Here is a 19,225-nt window from a genome sequence, read left to right on the forward strand (position 1 = left end):
GGAATGGGTGGACGGGACAAAAATCAGGCAGATATTCCTGCCGCCCTACTCGCCGAACCTCAATCTGATTGAGAGGCTTTGGAAATTCCTCCGCAAGAAGGTCATCAATTCCGTTTGTCTAATTCGCAAACCATTTCTTTTTGACTATAATGTGGATATTCATCTATTTCAATTACGCCAAATCCAGCATGACAAGGGTTATAACCTTACTGCATTGGCACTCACAGCTAACTGCGTGCGGCGAGGAGCATAACTGCGATTCCAACACGATTACTAATCGTACGGGTTGACGATTACTAATCGTACAGGCTAACGATTACTAATCGTGCACGGATCGAAGCTATGTGCGTTGAGGATAGAAGATAACTGTTTTTGCCAACCGACCTTTGTTGTACCGGATTTGTATCATGGCATGACGGGTTTCTGTAGAGACGATGTGCACATCGTCTCTACTATGATACTGCTTATAAAATGCGCGGATCAATGCACGGGAAGAATAAAACCGTCTCCCGGCAAAGCTTCCGCCTTACAGCAGCGCATCGAAAATCTTCCGCATGGCTGCATCGGCATGACGCTGCATGATGCGGAGGTAATTGCAGAAAGGACGGTTGGCCTTCATGCTGTGCCCGATGCAGTATTCGATGGTTTCTATCTGGATGCCGAGGTCATACCCATGCTGGACGAAAGACTTCCGTGCCGAATAGAACGAGACGTTAGAAGAACCCCCTGCCAGACGTGCCACTTTTTTCATATACCGATAGACCAGGCTATACACCTTATTATATATAGTGTTTCCTTCGAAAGCCAGCCTGCCGTCGGGCGAACGGTACCGCTCTATCAGCGTTCTTGCTTCGGGCTGAATGGAAAATGCCGTTTCGTTTTCACCGCTTTTGCTTCTACGGGTTTTATGGCGGGCATATTTCAGGACCGTACCGCCATCGGCAAAACGGCAATCCAGCAAATCCCTCAAGTTGATTCCTCCCAAGTAATAGCTGAGCATAAAAATATCGCGCACGGTGATGAGGTGTCTGTCCGTCAGGTGCGCGTCACGTATCCGTTTCACCTCTTCTACCGTCAGGTCGAGTTCACGGATGCGGGCAGCCGGAAGTTTGCAAGCCGCAAAAGGATGTATGGCATAACGCACGTATCCCATTTTGACCGTATGGTTCAGCATGACCTTCATCAGCGTCAGGTAGATGCGTACCGTTGTATCCGAAAGCGCTTTCCGTTTCAGCTCCTCCCGGTATTGCCGGATGTGCCGCGGGTTTATCTGCTTCAGAAGCAAAGATTCGCCGAAGAGGGAGAAGAAATGTTTCAAAGCCGACTTGTAAAGCTTGTACGACTTGACTTGCTCGTTGTTTTCCATACTTTTCAGAAACTCGCCGGCAAACCGGGAGAAAGAAATCCCTTCCTTTTCCTTTGTTTGAAGGATGTAACGGATGATTTCAGTGCACGTCAATCCTTCGGCATACGGAAGGGTGGACAGAATTAAAGCGTATTCGTTCAGTTGCCTGTTCAGGATACGGTTGATTTGGTCGGCATAGGCATGCCGGACTACTTTGCCGTTCCGGAGCTGGGATTTGGAGTCCAAAAGAAAGGGAGTCGTGATATACCGGGTTTGCGAATGATGAGCCACCGCAATCCGGATGCGGTGCTTCCCGTTTGCCAATCGCTTGGCAGGAACGATTACAATAGAGAAAGTGGTCATGGTTTATCGTTTTTTTAGTCTTCTTCCTGCCGTATAGCCTCTAAAAGGCAAAGCGGACCGGAAGCGTATATGTTAAATTTTAAGTTATAATTAGTTACGTTTAACGTTTTGCCAAAAGCAATTTTAACGCTTCGGATTTGAGAGAATTTTGCCTTCGAATTCCGATTTTAGGGCAAAAATGATAAAAAACCACCTATTTTGAGCGTAAAAAATATAGTTGTCCCATATATTTACACAATTTTCCATTGCAAGAATTAAGAAAACTGAATAAATTCGGCATACTTAGCGATAAGAAAATTATGTGAATTAATCTAACTTTGGTTTAACTTAACAAATTGGAAGTATGAAAAACAGAAAAGACCAATCGATTCTGGGACGCTGCGCCTCAATAGGGCAACGTCTGTTCTTCTTCGCCTTGTTGACCGTAATATCTATAGGTATGTACGCGCAAGGCAAAACCGTGTCGGGTACGGTAGTCGACAAGACCGGCGAAACCGTTATCGGCGCGAGTGTGGTAGTAAAAGGCACGACGAACGGTACGATTACCGATTTCGACGGCAAGTTCACCTTATCTAATGTCCCTAATGACGGGACCATCGAAATCAGCTTCGTGGGCTACAAGACCCAGGAGATTTCGGTAGCGGGGAAAAGCACGGTTCAGGTGGTGTTGGAAGAAGACACCGAAGTGCTGGATGAAGTAGTGGTAGTAGGTTACGGTATCCAGAAGAAATCGGACGTGACCGGTGCGATGGCACGCGTGGGTGAAAAAGAATTGAAAGCGATGCCGGTAAAGAATGCCTTGGAAGGTATGCAAGGTAAGACAGCCGGTGTGGACATCACTTCCAGCCAGCGTCCGGGTGAAGTAGGTAAAATCAATATCCGTGGTGTGCGCTCCATTACAGCAGACCAAGACCCGTTGTATGTTGTGGACGGTATGATTATCCAGAACGGCGGTATCGAAAACATCAACCCGTCGGATATCGAATCTATCGACGTACTAAAGGATGCTTCGGCAACCGCTATTTACGGTTCACGCGGTGCGAACGGTGTTGTATTGGTAACTACTAAAAAAGGTAAGGAAGGAAAGATTTCCTTGAACTATTCGGGTACCGTTACTTTCGAAACCCTGCATGACGTAACCGAGATGATGTCGGCTGCGGAATGGTTGGACTATGCCCGTCTGGCAAAGTACAACATGGGTTCTTATCCTTCGGCTACTCCTGATTATGCAGGTGATAGAGCTGCATTCGGCAGTGTAGCCGCTTCGTGGGCAAACATTGAAAAAGCATGGGAAGGCGGCACATACGATCCTACGAAAATAGGTTCTTACGACTGGGCTTCGCATGGCAAGCAGACCGGTATCACTCACGAACATACCCTGAGCGCATCGGGCGGTACAGACAAGTTCCAAGGCTATGCTTCGTTCGGTTACCTGAACCAGAAAGGCACACAGCCGGGACAGGCTTACGAACGCTATACGTTAAAGACCTCATTTGATGCCAATCCGATAGATTTCTTTAAGATGGGTGCCAACATTAACGCTTCGTATTCCGATCAGGACTATGGATACAGCTTTACCAAGTCCGTAACCGGTTCCGGTGATTTATACAGTGCATTAAGAAGCATGTTGCCGTGGACGGTTCCATACGATGAAAACGGCGAATATATCCGCAATCCGAACGGGGATGTCAACATCATCAACCCGATTCGGGAATTGGATTACAATACTAACCAACGCCGTATCTTCCGTGCCAATGCCAGTATGTATGCACAGGTAGACTTCGGCAAGATCTGGGAACCGCTGGAAGGACTTTCTTACCGTCTGCAGTTCGGTCCCGAATTCCAATATTATACGTTGGGTATTGCCAATGCAGCAGAGGGTATCAACGGAGACGGCAATAACAGAGCGCAATATAAGAATGAGCAAAAACGTTCATGGACCTTGGATAACCTGATTTATTACAATCGGAGTTTCGGTGACAAGCACGATTTGGGCTTGACCTTGATGCAGTCGGCTTCGGCTTACCATTACGAAATGGGCGATATGCGTGCAACAAATGTGGCTTCTGCTGATGAGCTGTGGTATAATATGGCTTCTGCCGGCAGTTTGAATTCATTTGGTACCGGACTGACCGAGACTCAGATGGAATCCTTCATGATTCGTGCCAACTATGGCTTTATGGACCGTTACTTGCTGACCGCTTCTATCCGTTGGGACGGTGCGTCGCAGTTGGCTCCGGGTCATAAGTGGGCAAGCTTCCCTTCAATGGCAGTCGCTTGGCGTATCGACCAGGAAGAATTTATGCAAGACCTGAATTGGTTGAGCCAATTGAAACTGCGTTTCGGATAAGGTGTAACGGGTAATGCAGCAATTGATGCATACGCTACTAAGGGTGCAATAACAAGTCTGTATTATAATTGGGGACAAACCGATTCGTCATTAGGTTATGTACCTTCAGATCCTTCAGCTAAAGATCCTGCTAAAATGGCAAATCCTGATTTAGGTTGGGAACGTACGACTCAATATAACGTGGGATTGGATTACGGTTTCTTCAATAACCGTTTGACCGGTAGTTTGGATGCTTACTGGACTAAGACAAAAGACTTGCTGTTGTCCATGACTATTCCTTCACTTACAGGTTATACTTCTACTTTTGCCAATGTGGGTAAGACTTCTGGTTGGGGTATTGATTTGCAAATCAATGCCATTCCGGTACAGACCAAAGACTTTACGTGGAATACAACTTTGACTTGGTCAATGGATCGTAACCAGATTGACGAGTTGTCTAACGGAAGAACCGAAGATGTAAATAATAGATGGTTTGTCGGCGAAGAAATCGGGGTATATTATGACTATGTATATGACGGTATCTGGAAGACATCGGAAGCTGAAGAAGCTGCCAAGTATGGACGTAAGCCCGGACAGATCAAGGTGAAAGACTTGAATCATGATGGCGTTATCGATGCTACGAATGACCGTCAGATTGTAGGTAAAGTACGTCCGGATTGGACTGCAGGCTGGAACAATACATTCAGCTATAAGAATTTTGAACTCTCATTCTTTATCCTTTCGCGCTGGGGCTTTACCGTACCTCAAGGAGCTGCTACCTTGGACGGACGCTATATGCAGCGTAAATTGGATTATTGGGTAGCCGGAACCAACGAGGATGCCGAATACTATTCTCCGGGTTCGAACGGTGAAGCAGCCGATACTTATAGTTCTTCTATGAATTACCAAGACGGTTCGTACATCAAGGTACGTAACATTTCGTTGGGATATAACTTTACACCCAAACAGTTAAAGAATACCGGATTAAGTACCTTGAAGGTATATGTACAGGCAATGAACCCGTTCACTATCTACAAGGCTACTGATTGGCTGGATACCGACTTGTTGAACTACGATAACAATACCACGACTTTTGGTTCGCCCACTACGCTGAAGAGCTGGGTTATCGGATTGAACATCGGCTTCTAAATAGGTATTGGTATGATATATAATAATATGATAAAAGGAATAAACGTATGAAACTAAATAAAACATTATTTACTCTGCTGATAGCAGGAGTAGCGGGAGGTATGGCTACTTCGTGTAGCGATTCTTTCCTTGACGAGGAACTGATTACCCAGCCCAGTACAGATCGTTTTAAAACTCAAGAGGGTTTGGATGAATTGGTAACAGGTGCTTATCAAAAATTGAAATTTAAATTCAATTATATTTGGGCTATCGAATGCTATAATATGGGTGTCGATGAATTTACGGATGCCAATAATACCATGCCGGCGTGGAATCATTATAGTCAGGACTTAAACTCTGCAGAAACGGGCGCTAATCAGCCCATGTGGGATAATATGTATGGTTTGATAGAACCTGCCAATATCTTAATAACCAATATTCCGCAATTTTATAGCCAGTCGAGTGCTACATATAACACTCGTTTGGGTGAAGCCTATTTCTTGAGAGGATATGCCTATTTTGAACTGGTAAAACAATTTGGCGGTGTACCTATCAAATTAAATCCTTCTACCTCGGTAGAAACAACATTTACCCGTAATAGCGAAGAAGAGGTTTATGCTCAAATTATATCCGATTTAGAACAAGCCTATAGCTTGTTACCGGAATCTCCTGAAGCAACCGGTCGTATTACGAAGTGGGCTGCTGCGCATTTCTTGGCTAAAGCACATTTGTTCCGTGCTTCGGAGTTATATAGTGACTGGAATGATAGTTATATAGCACAAGATTTGCAGGATGTCATTAAATATGGAACAGAGGTATGCAATGCTCATCCTTTATGTTCTAATTATGTAGATTTGTGGGATTATACAGAACCCAATGGGGCAAACGAAAAAGTAAGCGAAGTAATTTTGGCTGCACAATTTTCAAATGATGAATCTACATGGGGACGATATGGAAATCAGATGCACTTATATTATCCTTCAGTTTATCAGGACATGGCAGGAACAAAACGTGACATTTCAGGTGGACGTGAATTTTCTTACGTGAGTGCAACGGAATACACCATGCAGGTTTTCGACCGTGTGAATGATTCTCGTTTTTGGAAATCGTTTATTACTTGTTATGGCGCGAATGATACTTCCAGTGCTCCTACTTGGAGTAAAGGAGATATTCAATCCGGTTATGCTCCGGAAGGTGCTGTAGAAGGTGGCAAACGTTTTGTGGCAGGTGAAATAGGTATTAAATATATCGTAAATAATCCTGGTGATACCCGTTATACAAAATATGAAGAGTTGAATACAGAAACAGGTCTTACTGCCCCTGTAGAAGCAAAAATATTGAAGAATGGAAAGATTTCTGCTCCTCATACTTTTGTTCGCTATTATGCAGGACAAGCACAAAGCTGGAACTTGGATCCGCAAAATTCAACCGGAAACTATTATAGTATTGTACCTCACAAACGTTCTGTAGCGTTGTCTAAATTTAGAGATGGCTATCGTAACTCTGTTGCTTCTCAATTTGGAACACGTGATGCGATTATTGCTCGTTCTGCAGAAGATGTGTTGATGGTAGCTGAAGCGTATATTCGTCAAGGCGAGTCACAATATGCCAATGCTATTGAATGGATTAATAAGTTGCGCGACCGTGCTGCTTATCAAGCAGGTGAAGATAGAAGTGTGAATGTGGATGGTGGTCAGGCGTACAAAAATAATCCTTATTGCAGTGGAAAAGGTGGTGGATATTCTCCTGATGGTGCAATTTATAGTGAAGAAAATACGTATTACGAATCGAATAACTTGGAAGGTCAGGAAAATGTGTACAATGCACAGTCTTCTTTGGATAATATGCACCTGAACAGTGTCAGCGATATCTATAATTCGGAAGTAGACCAGCCGATTTACGATGCGTTGGGTTGCAGCAGCAATGCAGACAAGATGATGTGTTTCTTGCTGAACGAACGTACCCGCGAGCTTTGTGGTGAATTGTATCGTTGGGAAGACCTTGCCCGTACCATGACTTTGGATGCCCGTTGGCATGCATTTAATGACGGTGTAAGCCGTGGCATTGGTGAATTTGATCCGGCGAAACATTATTATCGTCCGATTCCACAATCGTTCTTGGACGGTATCACCAACGAAAATGGTGGTGCATTAAGCAATGAAGAAAAACAAGCTATGCAGAATCCGGGATATTAATTCCTGAATTAGATAATAAACTAACCTGAAAGAGGCGGGGACAGCAAAAGCGGTCTCCGCCTCTTTTGTGTATAAAAATCTATTCTTTTGTATAAATTTCTATGTCTTTCCATTTGTTTTATGCTTACTTTCGCCCATCATTTGGAACCAATTTTTTAACTCATTCAATAAAATCATGAAAACACAACTTTTCTTTTCTGCATTGCTTGTCGGGCTGGTCGTTACGGGTACAGCCTTTGCGCAAGATCCAAGAGAACGGAATTATTATTATGAAATTTTGAAACCCCAACATGAACCGAAGCCTTTGGTGGAAGGGTTTGCCCAATCGAAAGTGAAGGAATGCCTGAACCGGGGATTGTCTGTAGCTCCGGCTGCAGACGGAAAAGGCATTTATCTGAGCTGGAGAATGCTTGAAACGGATAATGCGCAGGCTCGTTTTGATGTGTACCGTTCGGCTGACGGAAAAACCAAGAAGCTGAACCGGAAACCGATAGATGCTACTTGTGACTTTACCGACCGCTCTCCGGTGAAGGGAGAAGCGGTCTATTGGGTGACGTGTACTGCTGACGGCAAGGAGTCGGAAAAGGTGAAGGCGGATTTCAGTACCCTGCGCAATTACCGGTCGATTCGCTTGAACAGGCAGGTCAAAGCCGGTAAGGTAGGAGTTGCCGATTTGAACGGGGACGGTACATACGATTACATCATCCGCACACCGGAAACGAATGTCGACCCGGGTATGCCGGGTGACTTGACGGGGAAGACTTATCAGATAGAAGCCTATTTAAGTGACGGCACTTTTTTATGGTCGAAAGATTTAGGGCAAGGCATTGAACCGGGAATCTGGTATTCGCCTTACGTAGTCTATGACTTTAACGGAGACGGGAAAGCCGAAGTGGCATTGAAAACGGCTCCGGACAATGTGCAGAGAGATGAGAAAGGAAGAGTGGATTCGGGGGATGAATATTTGACGGTATTAGACGGCATGACGGGAGAGGAAATCGCTCATGTAGACTGGCCCAAACGGAATGACCGTTATGGCAATCTGGTGCGCAGGAACCGGAATCAGATCGGCATGGCTTTCCTGGACGGGAAGACTCCCTGTATCTTGGCATGCAGGGGAACGTATAAACTGATGACGGTAGAGGCGTGGCAACTGAACAAGGACAAGTTGGACCCGGTATGGAAATGGGGCGGTGACGAGGAGAATCCGGTGGTCAGAAGCATGGGTTCGCACAATATGGTATGCGGTGATGTGGATGAAGACGGAAGGGAAGAAATCTTGTTGGGCTCGTGTATGCTGGACGATAACGGTACGCTGCTCTGGTCTGCCGGACTGGGACATCCCGATAAGGTTTATCTGACAGACATTCATCCGGAACGTCCGGGAATGGAAGTGTTCTTATGTCTGGAGCCTTGGCATGATAACGGAAGAGGCGTATGCATGGTAGACGCACGCAGTGGCGAGCCGGTGTGGAACATCGGGTATAAGACGTTTCATGTAGGCGACGGAATGGTGGCAGACATTGATGCATCGCATAAAGGACTGGAATGTTTCGCCAAAGAAGACCGGAAAGGCGGAAGTACCGACCAGTATCTGTTGGCTGCCGACGGGACGTATTTGAGCCGGAACAAGGATGTGCCTTCTTGCCGGAACTGGGCTTGGTGGGATGCCGATTTGCTCAGGGAAACTTTTGCAGGCGATGACAACCGTTGGGGAGCCAGCTCTTCTTCGAACGGAAAGGCGCTGAGCATTGTGAAGTGGAAAGGTGCGGAGCTTACCCACGGCATTGAGGGGGATATCCTGATGATTGCTGACTTGTATGGCGACTGGCGGGAAGAGATTGTAACGGCGCTGGATGGTGAAATCCGGATTTATACGACGAATATCCCGGCACGTGACCGGCGTGTGACATTGATGCAGGATCCTGTTTACAGAAGCTATATCGCACATCGTTCCATGGGGTATCCCCAGTCGCCTGTCCCTTCTTATTATTTAGGAGAATAATCATTAATCAGGTAGGAAATGAAACGTATCATATTGATTGGTATGGCTATATGCGCTGTTTGGGGATTAAAGGCTCAGAGCGCAGGAAGTATATCGGGACTTGATAAAGCCCATTTTGGTAAGTATTGGAAAGTGGAATCGGAGTCACCGGATTATGAAGTGTCGTTTTCGGGAGATACGTGTGAAATCCTTTCGCCTAAAGGATTGACCTTGTGGCGGAAAGAGAAGATGTGTGGAAATGTCGTAATCGAATACGACGCTTGTGTGGTGGACGAAGGGAAGCCGGGTGACCGTCTGAGTGACCTGAACTGTTTCTGGATGGCCTCCGATCCGCAAGCGAAGAACATCTGGCAACGTATGGACTGGCGCAAAGGGGAGTTCCTGAAGTGCTACTCGCTGCAGCTTTATTATTTGGGCTACGGAGGAAATTACAATTCTACGACCCGTTTCCGCAGGTATGACGGCAATCAGGCTGGGGTAACTGATGCGGCACAACGTCCGGGCATCTTGAAGGAGTATACCGATAAAGAGCATTTGCTTGTTCCTAACAAGTGGTATCACGTTAAGTTGGTGAATAAAGGCGACCGGGTACAATATTACATAGATGGTAAAAGGCTGGTGGATTATTGCGACCCCAATCCCTTGCGGGAAGGTTGGTTCGGCTTTCGCACCACCTTGTCGCGTACGCGGATTGCTAATTTCCGGTATATTTGTCGGGAGGATAAGGATACGGCGTGTTTGCATTGGGTAGGAGAAGTGCCTTCATAGGCTTGCGGGGTAAGTTTCGGTGTGCCTTTCCGTAAAGGGGAAGTACAGCCGGATATGCCTTTGCTTTTGCAGGATGCGGATGGGAAAGTGATTGCTTCTGATAGCTGGACTGCTGCTTATTGGCCTGACGGGTCGGTGAAGTGGGCAGGTATGGCGGCGGTAGTTCCCGGAGGTACAACATCTTTACAGGTCGTTCCGAAACGGAAGAGCCCCGAAAGTCCGGAGCTTTCCGCTTTGACTGTAGAGGAGACGCCGTCGGGTTGGAAAGTCTCTACGGGAGTGATAACAGCCTATGTTCCTCGTTCGGGCAGTTGCGTCATAGACAGTTTGCTATATGGTAAGACGAAAGTAGGAGGGGCTGCCGACTTAATCGCTTCTGTTCAGGACAAACCGTCGGGTGAAGGGTTGTCTGAATCGCATGTCACGCATTTTTCCAGCCGGTTGCAACGTGTGTCTGTAGAACGGGCAGGAAAGGTCCGTGCAACCTTGAAGTTGGAAGGGGTTCATCAGTCTGCCGGGCGTGAATGGCTTCCGTTTGTATTGCGCTTGTATTTTTATGCCGGAAGCGAGCAGGTCCGGATGGTACATTCGTTTGTGTTCGACGGAGAACAAGATAAGGATTTTATCCGTACGATAGGCGTACGCTTCCGTGTGCCAATGCGTGAGGCATTGTATAACCGGCACGTTGCCTTCGCTTGCGCGGAAGGAGGAGTATGGAGTGAACCGGTACAGCCTTTGGTGGGACGGCGTGTCTTGACATTAGGTGATGACAAAACGCTCCAGCAACAGCAAATGGAAGGAAAACGGATTCCTGCATACGAGCAGTTCGATGAGAAAAACCGTGACTTGCTCGACCACTGGGCTGCATGGGATAATTTCCGCCTTTCTCAATTGACGGACAATGCGTTTTCTATCCGGAAACGGGCAGAGGCAGACCGTCCTTGGATTGGAACGTTTACCGGAACCCGTTCCGACGGATTTGTCTTTGCAGGTGATGTGAGTGGAGGTATCGGTGTCGGATTGCAGGATTTTTGGCAAGCATATCCGGCTTCGTTGGAGGTGCGGCAAGCCCGTTCGGATGAGGCTTCGCTAATTGTTTGGTTATGGAGTCCGGAAGCGGAAGCGATGGACTTGCGCCATTATGATAGCGTCGCTCATGATTTGAATGCCAGTTATGAAGATGTGCAGGCAGGAATGAGTACACCTTATGGCATTGCGCGTACGCATACCTTGACCTTGGTTCCGAAAGCGGCTTATCCGGGAAAGAAAGGCATCGCTGATATTGCTTGCCTGTTGGCTAAAGCGTCTCCCTTGCTGTGTACTCCTGAATATTTGCATGCTTGCCGGGCTTTTGGCATTTGGTCGTTGCCCGACCGTAGCAATCCGGCACGCAGCCGGGTAGAAGACCGGTTGGAAGCCTATATAAGTTTTTATCAAAAAGCGATAGAGCAACACAAATGGTATGGCTTTTGGAATTACGGCGACTTTATGCATGCATACGACCCGGTGCGTCATGAATGGCGGTATGATGTAGGAGGGTTTGCATGGGACAATACCGAACTGGCTTCTAATATGTGGCTTTGGTATAATTTCCTCCGTACCGGACGTTATGATATATGGAAGATGGCTGAGGCGATGACCCGCCATACTGCTGAAGTGGATGTGTATCACATCGGACCGAATGCAGGACTGGGAAGCCGTCACAATGTCAGCCACTGGGGATGTGGGGCAAAAGAGGCGCGTATCAGCCAAGCGGCGTGGAACCGTTTCTATTATTACTTGACAACAGACGAACGTAGCGGCGATTTGATGACGGAAGTAAAAGACGCAGACCAGAAACTTTATACGCTCGACCCGATGCGGTTGGCTGAGCCTCGAAGCAAATTCCCTTCTTCCGCTCCGGCACGCCTGCGCATCGGTCCGGACTGGCTGGCATACGCGGGCAATTGGATGACCGAGTGGGAACGTACGCGCGACCGGAAGTATTTGGATAAGATAGTGACGGGTATGAACAGCATTGCTTCGTTGCCCAATGGGTTGTTTACGGGAAACAAGGCGTTGGGGTTCTATCCCGATACCGGTGTCATTACTTACGAGGGAGACCCGACGTTGAAGAACACCAACCATTTGATGACGATTATGGGTGGCTTTGAACTGATGAACGAAATGCAAGGCATGATTGACGTTCCTGCATTCAATCAGGCTTGGCTGGAACATGCACGCGACTTTAAGTTATATAATCATTTTCGTGTCAGTCGTTTGCAGGCATACACGGCTTGGCATCTGTATGACCCCAAGCGGGCGGCTGAGGCTTGGACAGACTTGTGGGGAAGGCTGGAACATACGCCCGCTCCTCCTATGACGGTAAGGAAGATCTTTCCTCCCGAAGTGCCTGCTCCGTTGGATGAATGCATGCCGATTAGTACCAATGATGCGGCATTGTGGAGCCTGGACGCCATTTATATGCAGGAAGTCATCCCGCAATAGGTATATTTTTCCTGCTTTTCAGGGTTGCATCCGGAAGGATGCAGCCTTTTGCGGTATGTTATGATTTGCCGTGTACGAATTTCTATATATAAATACAAAAATCCATAGGCAGAACTGATTTTATCCCTAATTTAGCGACGCATAATTTAACCGGACATTGATATCATGAAAATGAAGCGTTTTATTGTAGGCATCGTGTTGTTTGCCGTGGCAATGGGGATACAGGCAAGCGAACGGAAGAAGTATAATTTCAACAGCGACTGGCTGCTGAAGATTGGAGATATGGAACGGGCAGAGTCGCCCAAGTATGCGGATGGAGATTGGGAGAAGGTGACGCTTCCCCATGCGTTCAATGAAGACGAGGCTTTCCGCGTAAATATAAAAGACTTGACCGATACCATCGTGTGGTACCGCAAGCATTTCCGCTTTCCGGCAGAGGCAAAAGGGAGGAAGGTGTTTATCGAGTTTGAAGGGGCACGCCAGGGCATCGACCTGTATGTGAACGGGAAGCTGGTGGGACAGCACGAGAACGGGGTGATGGCTTTCGGATTCGATCTGACACCTTATATTCATTCGGGAGAAAATGTGATTGCCGCCCGTATTGACAACGACTGGGATTATGTGGAGCGGTCTACGGGCGTGAAGTACCAGTGGAGCGACCGCAATTTCAATGCCAACTACGGCGGTCTGCCCAAGAACGTATGGCTACACGTGACCGGAAAGGTTTATCAGACCCTTCCGCTTTATAGCAATCTGAAAACGACAGGAGTGTATGTCTATGCCGAAGATATCCGGGTACAATCGCGCAAAGCCGTTGTGCATGCCGAGTCGGAAGTGAAGAACGAGACAAAGAAGGCGCAGACGGTAGGTTATGAGGTAGAGCTGCTGGACCGTGACGGCAAGCTGGTGAAGCGTTTTTCGGGTAAAGAGCAGACGGTTCCGGCAGGCGGCACAGCAATATTGTCTGCTGAGGCGGAAGTGGGCGGACTGCACTTCTGGAGTTGGGGATACGGATATCTGTATACCGTGAAGACCGCTTTGGTAATTGATGGGAAGAAAACCGACGAGGTGGTGACGCGTACCGGATTCCGCAAGACCCGTTTTGCAGAAGGCAAGGTGTGGCTGAACGACCGGGTGATTCAGTTGAAAGGCTTTGCCCAGCGTACCAGCAACGAATGGCCTGCCGTGGGCATGTCGGTTCCGGCATGGCTGAGCGACTATAGCAACGGGCTGATGGTGGAAGGCAATGCCAACCTGGTGCGCTGGATGCATGTTACGCCCTGGAAACAGGACGTAGAGTCGTGCGACCGTGTGGGGCTGATTCAGGCGATGCCGGCAGGTGACGCTGAAAAAGACTGTACAGGCGTGCGTTGGGAACAGCGCAAGGCTGTGATGCGTGATGCCATTATTTATAACCGCAACAATCCGAGCATTCTTTTCTACGAGTGCGGCAACGAGTCCATCAGCCGTGAGCACATGCTCGAAATGAAAGCCATACGTGACAGGTACGATTATCATGGAGGCCGTGCCATCGGTTCGCGCGAGATGCTGGATATCCGTGATGCGGAATACGGGGGCGAAATGCTTTACATCAACAAGAGTGCGCACCATCCGATGTGGGCGATGGAGTATTGCCGCGACGAGGGATTGCGTAAGTATTGGGACAATTATTCGTATCCGTTCCATAAAGACGGTGAAGGGAATACGGCATATCATTCGGCTGCTACGGGCAAGACCCAGAAGCATGCCGATGCCAGTGTGTATAACCGCAACCAGGATTCGTTTGCTGTAGAGAATGTCATCCGCTGGTTCGATTATTGGCGCGAGCGTCCGGGGACGGGGCGGCGTGTCAGCTCAGGCGGTGCGAAAATCATCTTTTCGGATACGAATACCCATTTCCGCGGGGTGGAAAACTATCGCCGGAGCGGAGATACCGACCCGATGCGCATCCCGAAAGACTCGTACTATGCCCATCAGGTGATGTGGGACGGCTGGGTAGATACCGAACGCCCGCGCATCCATATAGTCGGGCACTGGAACTATGATGCCGGTACGGTAAAGCCGGTATATGTCGTTTCGAATACAGACAGTGTCGCCTTGCTGGTCAATGGAAAAGCGGTGGAAGGCGTTCACCGTGACTATCATTTCCTGTTTACCGCCGACAGTGTGGCTTTCGAGGCAGGAACCCTGGAGGCTATTGGATATAATGAAGGCAAGGAAGCGGTGCGTACCCGTCTGGAAACAGCAGGCGAACCGGCTGCAATCAAGCTGGCCGCCATTCAGAACCCGGACGGCTGGAAAGCCGACGGTGCCGATTTGGCTTTGGTGCAAGTGGAGGTGGTCGATGCACAGGGGCGCCGTTGCCCCTTGGCAAATGACTTGATTCATTTCACCTTGGATGGGCCTGCCGAATGGCGTGGAGGCATTGCGCAGGGACCGGACAATTATATCTTGTCGGAAGACTTGCCGGTGGAGTGTGGCGTGAACCGTGTGCTGTTGCGTTCGCACACCCGGTCCGGACGAATCGTGCTGAAAGCCGAAGCCAAGGGATTGCAGCCTGCCGAACTGGTATTATCAACTGAAAGCATAGAAGTGGAAAATGGGTTGAGCACATATATACCGGGAGATTGTCTGGCAGGCAGGCTTACCCGTGGCGAAACGCCGGATACGCCTTCTTATCGTGACCGTGCTGTAGATGTGGCGGTTCTCTCTGCCTGGGCGGGAGCTCATACCGAAAAGGCAGGCAACAGTTTCGATGACAACGAATTGAGCGAGTGGCGGAATGACGGGAAAGCTTCTACCGCCTGGATCACTTACCGGTTGGAACGCATCGCGCGGATAGATGAAGTCTGCCTCAAGCTGACGGGCTGGCGCATGCGCAGCTATCCGTTGGAAATCTATGCCGGAGACACGTTGGTATGGAGCGGCGAAACCGAAAAGAGCCTGGGTTATGTGCATCTGAATGTGAAGCCAGTGCCGGCTTCGGAGATAACCATCCGCCTGAAAGGCAGCAGTAAGGAAGACGATGCATTCGGCCAGATAGTCGAGGTTGCCGCACCGGTGGCGAACGAACTGGACTTGTTCAAGGCAAAGGGCGGTGCCGAGACCGGACACGAGCTTCGGATAGTGGAAATAGAATTTAAAGAACATCTGAACCGTTAAAGGACATAGCTTCTCTGGAGAAGATTATCCTCTTCAGAGAAGCTGTATATTTTTGTTAGGTAGGTTTTTATGAATAAAAGCGTATGAAGAAATTAGTATTGGCAGGGATGGCGGTATGCATGGCGTGGATAGCCTATGCGCAGCCTGCAGGCGAAGTGTCCGGACTGGACAAGAAGCTGTTTGACAAGTATTGGAAAGTAGAGTCGGAATCTCCGGATTATGAAGTTTCATTTTCGGGAGATACATGTGAAATTCTTTCGCCTAAAGGATTGACTTTATGGCGGAAAGAGAAGATGAGTGGAAATGTCGTAATCGAATATGATGCTTGTGTGGTGGACGAAGGAAAGCCGGGTGACCGTTTGAGTGACCTGAATTGTTTTTGGATGGCATCCGATCCACAGGCAAAAGATATCTGGCAGCGTATGGACTGGCGTCAAGGGGAGTTCTTGAAGTGTTATTCGCTACAGCTTTATTACCTGGGCTATGGAGGCAATTACAATTCTACAACCCGTTTCCGACGGTACGATGGCAATCAGGCTGGGGTGAGCGATGCAGCCCAACGTCCGGGCATCCTGAAAGAATATACCGACCAGGCACATTTATTGAAAGCCAATAAATGGTACCATATCAGGCTCGTTAATAAAGGAAACCGGGTGCAATATTATATTGACGGAGAACGGTTGGTGGATTTTAACGATCCCCGTCCGTTGGCTGAAGGATGGTTTGGATTCCGTACAACTCTGTCACGGACCCGGATTACGAATTTCCGTTATTCTTACCAGTCGGCGCAGGAAACGGCACGGCTTCATTGGGTAGGTGATGTGCCTTCTCAAGCCAGTAGCGTCAGTTGGGGTGTACCTTTCCGCCAAGGGGAAGTGCAGCCTGGCACAACCTTGCGTTTACAGACCGATGATGGTAAGACAATTGCTTCCGATGTATGGACTACAGCCTATTGGCCCGATGGTTCGGTAAAGTGGGCGGGTATGGCAGCAGTAGTTCCGGGCAATACTTCCGGCTTGCAGGTAGTTCCGGTTTCTGCCAAAGAGGCAGATGCATCGGATACAGCTTTGCAGGTAGAAGAGAGTGTTCACGGAGTGAAGGTGTCTACAGGAGTTATTACCGCTTATATACCACGTTCGGGTGCTTTTTTTATTGACAGCTTATTTTATGGCAAGGTGAAAGTAGGCGGAAAGGCAGACTTGATAGCATCGGTACAAGATAAGCCTTCAGGAGAAGACTTGGACGAATTTCATGTCCATCGGTTCGCTACCAAACTTTGTCGGACGATGGTAGAACGGGTAGGTAATGTCCGTGCTACCGTTAAGTTGGAAGGAATGCTTCGGAATGAAGAACGGGAATGGTTGCCTTTCGTTTTGCGCCTGTATTTCTATGCAGGTAGCGAGCAGATACGCATGGTACACTCTTTTGTATTCGATGGAGACCAGGATAAGGATTTTATCCGTTCGCTGGGTGTGCGTTTCAGTGTGCCCATGCGTGAGGAGCTATACAACCGTCACATTGCTTTTGCCTGTGCCGATGGGGGAGTATGGTCGGAGCCGGTACAGCCTTTGGTAGGAAGAAGGGTATTGACTTTGGCAGGTAATGATACGTTGCAACAACAGCAGATGGAGGGCAAGCGGATTCCTGCTTATGAAGAGTTTGATGAAAAAAACCGTACCTTGATAGACCATTGGGCGGCATGGGATAATTACCGTTTGTCTCAACTCAGTGACAATGCTTTTTCTATCCGCAAAAGGGCATTGGCAGACCGTCCGTGGATAGGCACCTTTACTGGTACACGTGCAGAGGGATATGCTTTTGCTGGTGATGTTAGCGGAGGACTTGGTGTATGCCTGCAAGATTTCTGGCAGGCTTATCCGGCTTCGCTAGAAGTACAGCATGCCCGTTCTTCCGAGGCATCGCTGATAGCATGGTTGTGGAGTCCGGAAGCCGAAGCCATGGACTTGCGGCATTACGATAAGGTGGCACATGATTTGAACGCCAGTTATGAAGATGTACAGGAGGGGATGAGTACTCCTTACGGCATAGCCCGTACGCATACGCTTACACTGGTTCTGCAACCGGCTTATCCGGGAAAGAAGGGCATAGCTGACAAGGCACATCTGTTGGCACAAGCTGCTCCGTTGCTTTGTACGCCAGAATATCTGCACGCTTGCCGGGCTTTCGGCATTTGGTCGTTGCCTGACAGGAGCACGCCGGCACGCAGCATGGTAGAAGACCGCCTGGAGTCTTATCTTCGTTTTTATCACCATGCCATCGAGCAGCACAAATGGTATGGCTTCTGGAATTATGGCGACTTTATGCATGCTTATGATGCGGTCCGCCATACGTGGCGTTACGATGTGGGCGGTTTTGCATGGGATAATACCGAACTGGCCTCCAATATGTGGTTGTGGTATAGTTTCCTGCGTACAGGAAACTATGATATATGGAAGATGGCTGAGGCAATGACTCGTCATACAACCGAAGTGGATGTGTATCACATCGGTCCGAATGCTGGATTGGGAAGCCGTCATAATGTCAGCCATTGGGGATGTGGAGCCAAAGAAGCACGTATTAGCCAGGCTGCATGGAACCGTTTTTATTATTATCTGACAACCGATGAACGGAGCGGTGATCTGATGAGTGAAGTAAAAGATACCGAGCAGAAACTTTATACTCTCGACCCGATGCGGTTGGCTGAGCCGCGCAGCATGTTCCCTTGTTCGGCTCCGGCACGTTTGCGCATTGGTCCCGACTGGCTTGCTTATGCGGGCAATTGGATGACAGAGTGGGAACGGACCCGTAACGTGGCCTATCGGGATAAGATTGTGACGGGTATGAAAAGCATTGCTTCGCTCCCTAACGGTATGTTTACCGGTAACAAAGCATTGGGCTTCGACCCCGCTACCGGAGTTATTACGTACGAAGGAGACCCGACGCTGAAAAACACCAATCACTTGATGACCATTATGGGAGGTTTCGAAATTATGAACGAGATGCAGGACATGATTGAGATACCTGAGTTTAACCGGGTATGGCTGGAGCATGCGCGCGACTTTAAGCAGTATAATCATTTCCGTATTTGCCGGCTGACAGCATATGCTGCCTGGCACCTGTATGACCCGAAGCTGGCTGCTGAGGCATGGGAAGACCTGTGGAGCAGGAAGAAACAAAAGCTTTCCCCAGTGCTGGAAATCAAGAGAGTGTCACCTCCCGAAGCTCCTGTTCCGCTGGATGAAGATACCTCCATCAGTACCAACGATGCAGCTTCGTGGAGCCTGGATGCTATTTATATGCAGGAGGTGATTCCGCAATAACTAAGAAACTGTTCACATAAATTCAAAACAGTTTCTGAGAGATACAAGGTGTCCCAGTTTCTGAAACCGATACAAAAAATATTGGCTTCTGACTTCCAGTCCGTCTGGCGGGCGATAATGTCT

The 19,225-nt window shown here is 48.4% G+C and carries 6 protein-coding genes and 2 pseudogenes; 7 read left to right on the forward strand and 1 reads right to left on the reverse strand.

The genetic code is table 11. From position 1 onward, the window contains the following. A partial coding sequence (locus tag B5F71_RS21010) for a transposase (protein ID WP_241148582.1) occupies nt 1-253 on the forward strand: 253 nt, incomplete at its 5' end. A gap of 273 nt (nt 254-526) precedes the next feature. Here B5F71_RS21010 and B5F71_RS09335 read toward each other — a convergent pair. After that, on the reverse strand, nt 527-1,708 hold the full coding sequence (locus tag B5F71_RS09335; RefSeq protein ID WP_087209592.1) for a site-specific integrase: 1,182 nt from the start codon (nt 1,706-1,708) through the stop codon (nt 527-529). A 343-nt stretch (nt 1,709-2,051) separates the two neighbouring features. Between B5F71_RS09335 and B5F71_RS09340 the strand changes: the two are divergent. The 6 genes and pseudogenes from B5F71_RS09340 to B5F71_RS09365 all read left to right on the forward strand — a co-directional run bounded on the left by B5F71_RS09340 (nt 2,052) and on the right by B5F71_RS09365 (nt 19,102). Further along, nucleotides 2,052-5,186: pseudogene (locus tag B5F71_RS09340) on the forward strand (TonB-dependent receptor). A gap of 47 nt (nt 5,187-5,233) precedes the next feature. After that, nucleotides 5,234-7,360: a RagB/SusD family nutrient uptake outer membrane protein gene (locus tag B5F71_RS09345; RefSeq protein ID WP_087209595.1), complete on the forward strand. Its 2,127-nt coding sequence runs from the start codon at nt 5,234-5,236 to the stop codon at nt 7,358-7,360. Between the two features lie 175 nt (nt 7,361-7,535). Then, complete coding sequence (locus B5F71_RS09350; RefSeq protein ID WP_087209598.1) at nt 7,536-9,365, forward strand: silent information regulator protein Sir2; 1,830 nt, start codon at nt 7,536-7,538, stop codon at nt 9,363-9,365. 18 nt (nt 9,366-9,383) lie between these two features. Beyond that, nucleotides 9,384-12,620: pseudogene (locus B5F71_RS09355) on the forward strand (DUF6250 domain-containing protein). Between the two features lie 165 nt (nt 12,621-12,785). After that, the gene (locus B5F71_RS09360) at nt 12,786-15,782 is read left to right on the forward strand and encodes a sugar-binding domain-containing protein (protein WP_087209601.1); all 2,997 of its coding nucleotides are present in this window, start codon (nt 12,786-12,788) and stop codon (nt 15,780-15,782) included. 83 nt (nt 15,783-15,865) lie between these two features. Next, nucleotides 15,866-19,102: a DUF6250 domain-containing protein gene (locus B5F71_RS09365; protein WP_087209605.1), complete on the forward strand. Its 3,237-nt coding sequence runs from the start codon at nt 15,866-15,868 to the stop codon at nt 19,100-19,102. The last annotated feature ends 123 nt before the right edge of the window (nt 19,103-19,225 follow it).

The organism is Bacteroides sp. An269 (assembly GCF_002159755.1).
Lineage (GTDB): Bacteria > Bacteroidota > Bacteroidia > Bacteroidales > Bacteroidaceae > Phocaeicola > Phocaeicola intestinalis.

Bases quoted from the DNA above. Each gene is read 5' to 3' on its own strand.
- B5F71_RS09335 (WP_087209592.1), bottom strand. From the start codon at position 1,708: ATGACCACTTTCTCTATTGTAATCGTTCCTGCCAAGCGATTGGCAAAC.
- B5F71_RS09345 (WP_087209595.1), top strand. From the start codon at position 5,234: ATGAAACTAAATAAAACATTATTTACTCTGCTGATAGCAGGAGTAGCG.
- B5F71_RS09350 (WP_087209598.1), top strand. From the start codon at position 7,536: ATGAAAACACAACTTTTCTTTTCTGCATTGCTTGTCGGGCTGGTCGTT.
- B5F71_RS09360 (WP_087209601.1), top strand. From the start codon at position 12,786: ATGAAAATGAAGCGTTTTATTGTAGGCATCGTGTTGTTTGCCGTGGCA.
- B5F71_RS09365 (WP_087209605.1), top strand. From the start codon at position 15,866: ATGAAGAAATTAGTATTGGCAGGGATGGCGGTATGCATGGCGTGGATA.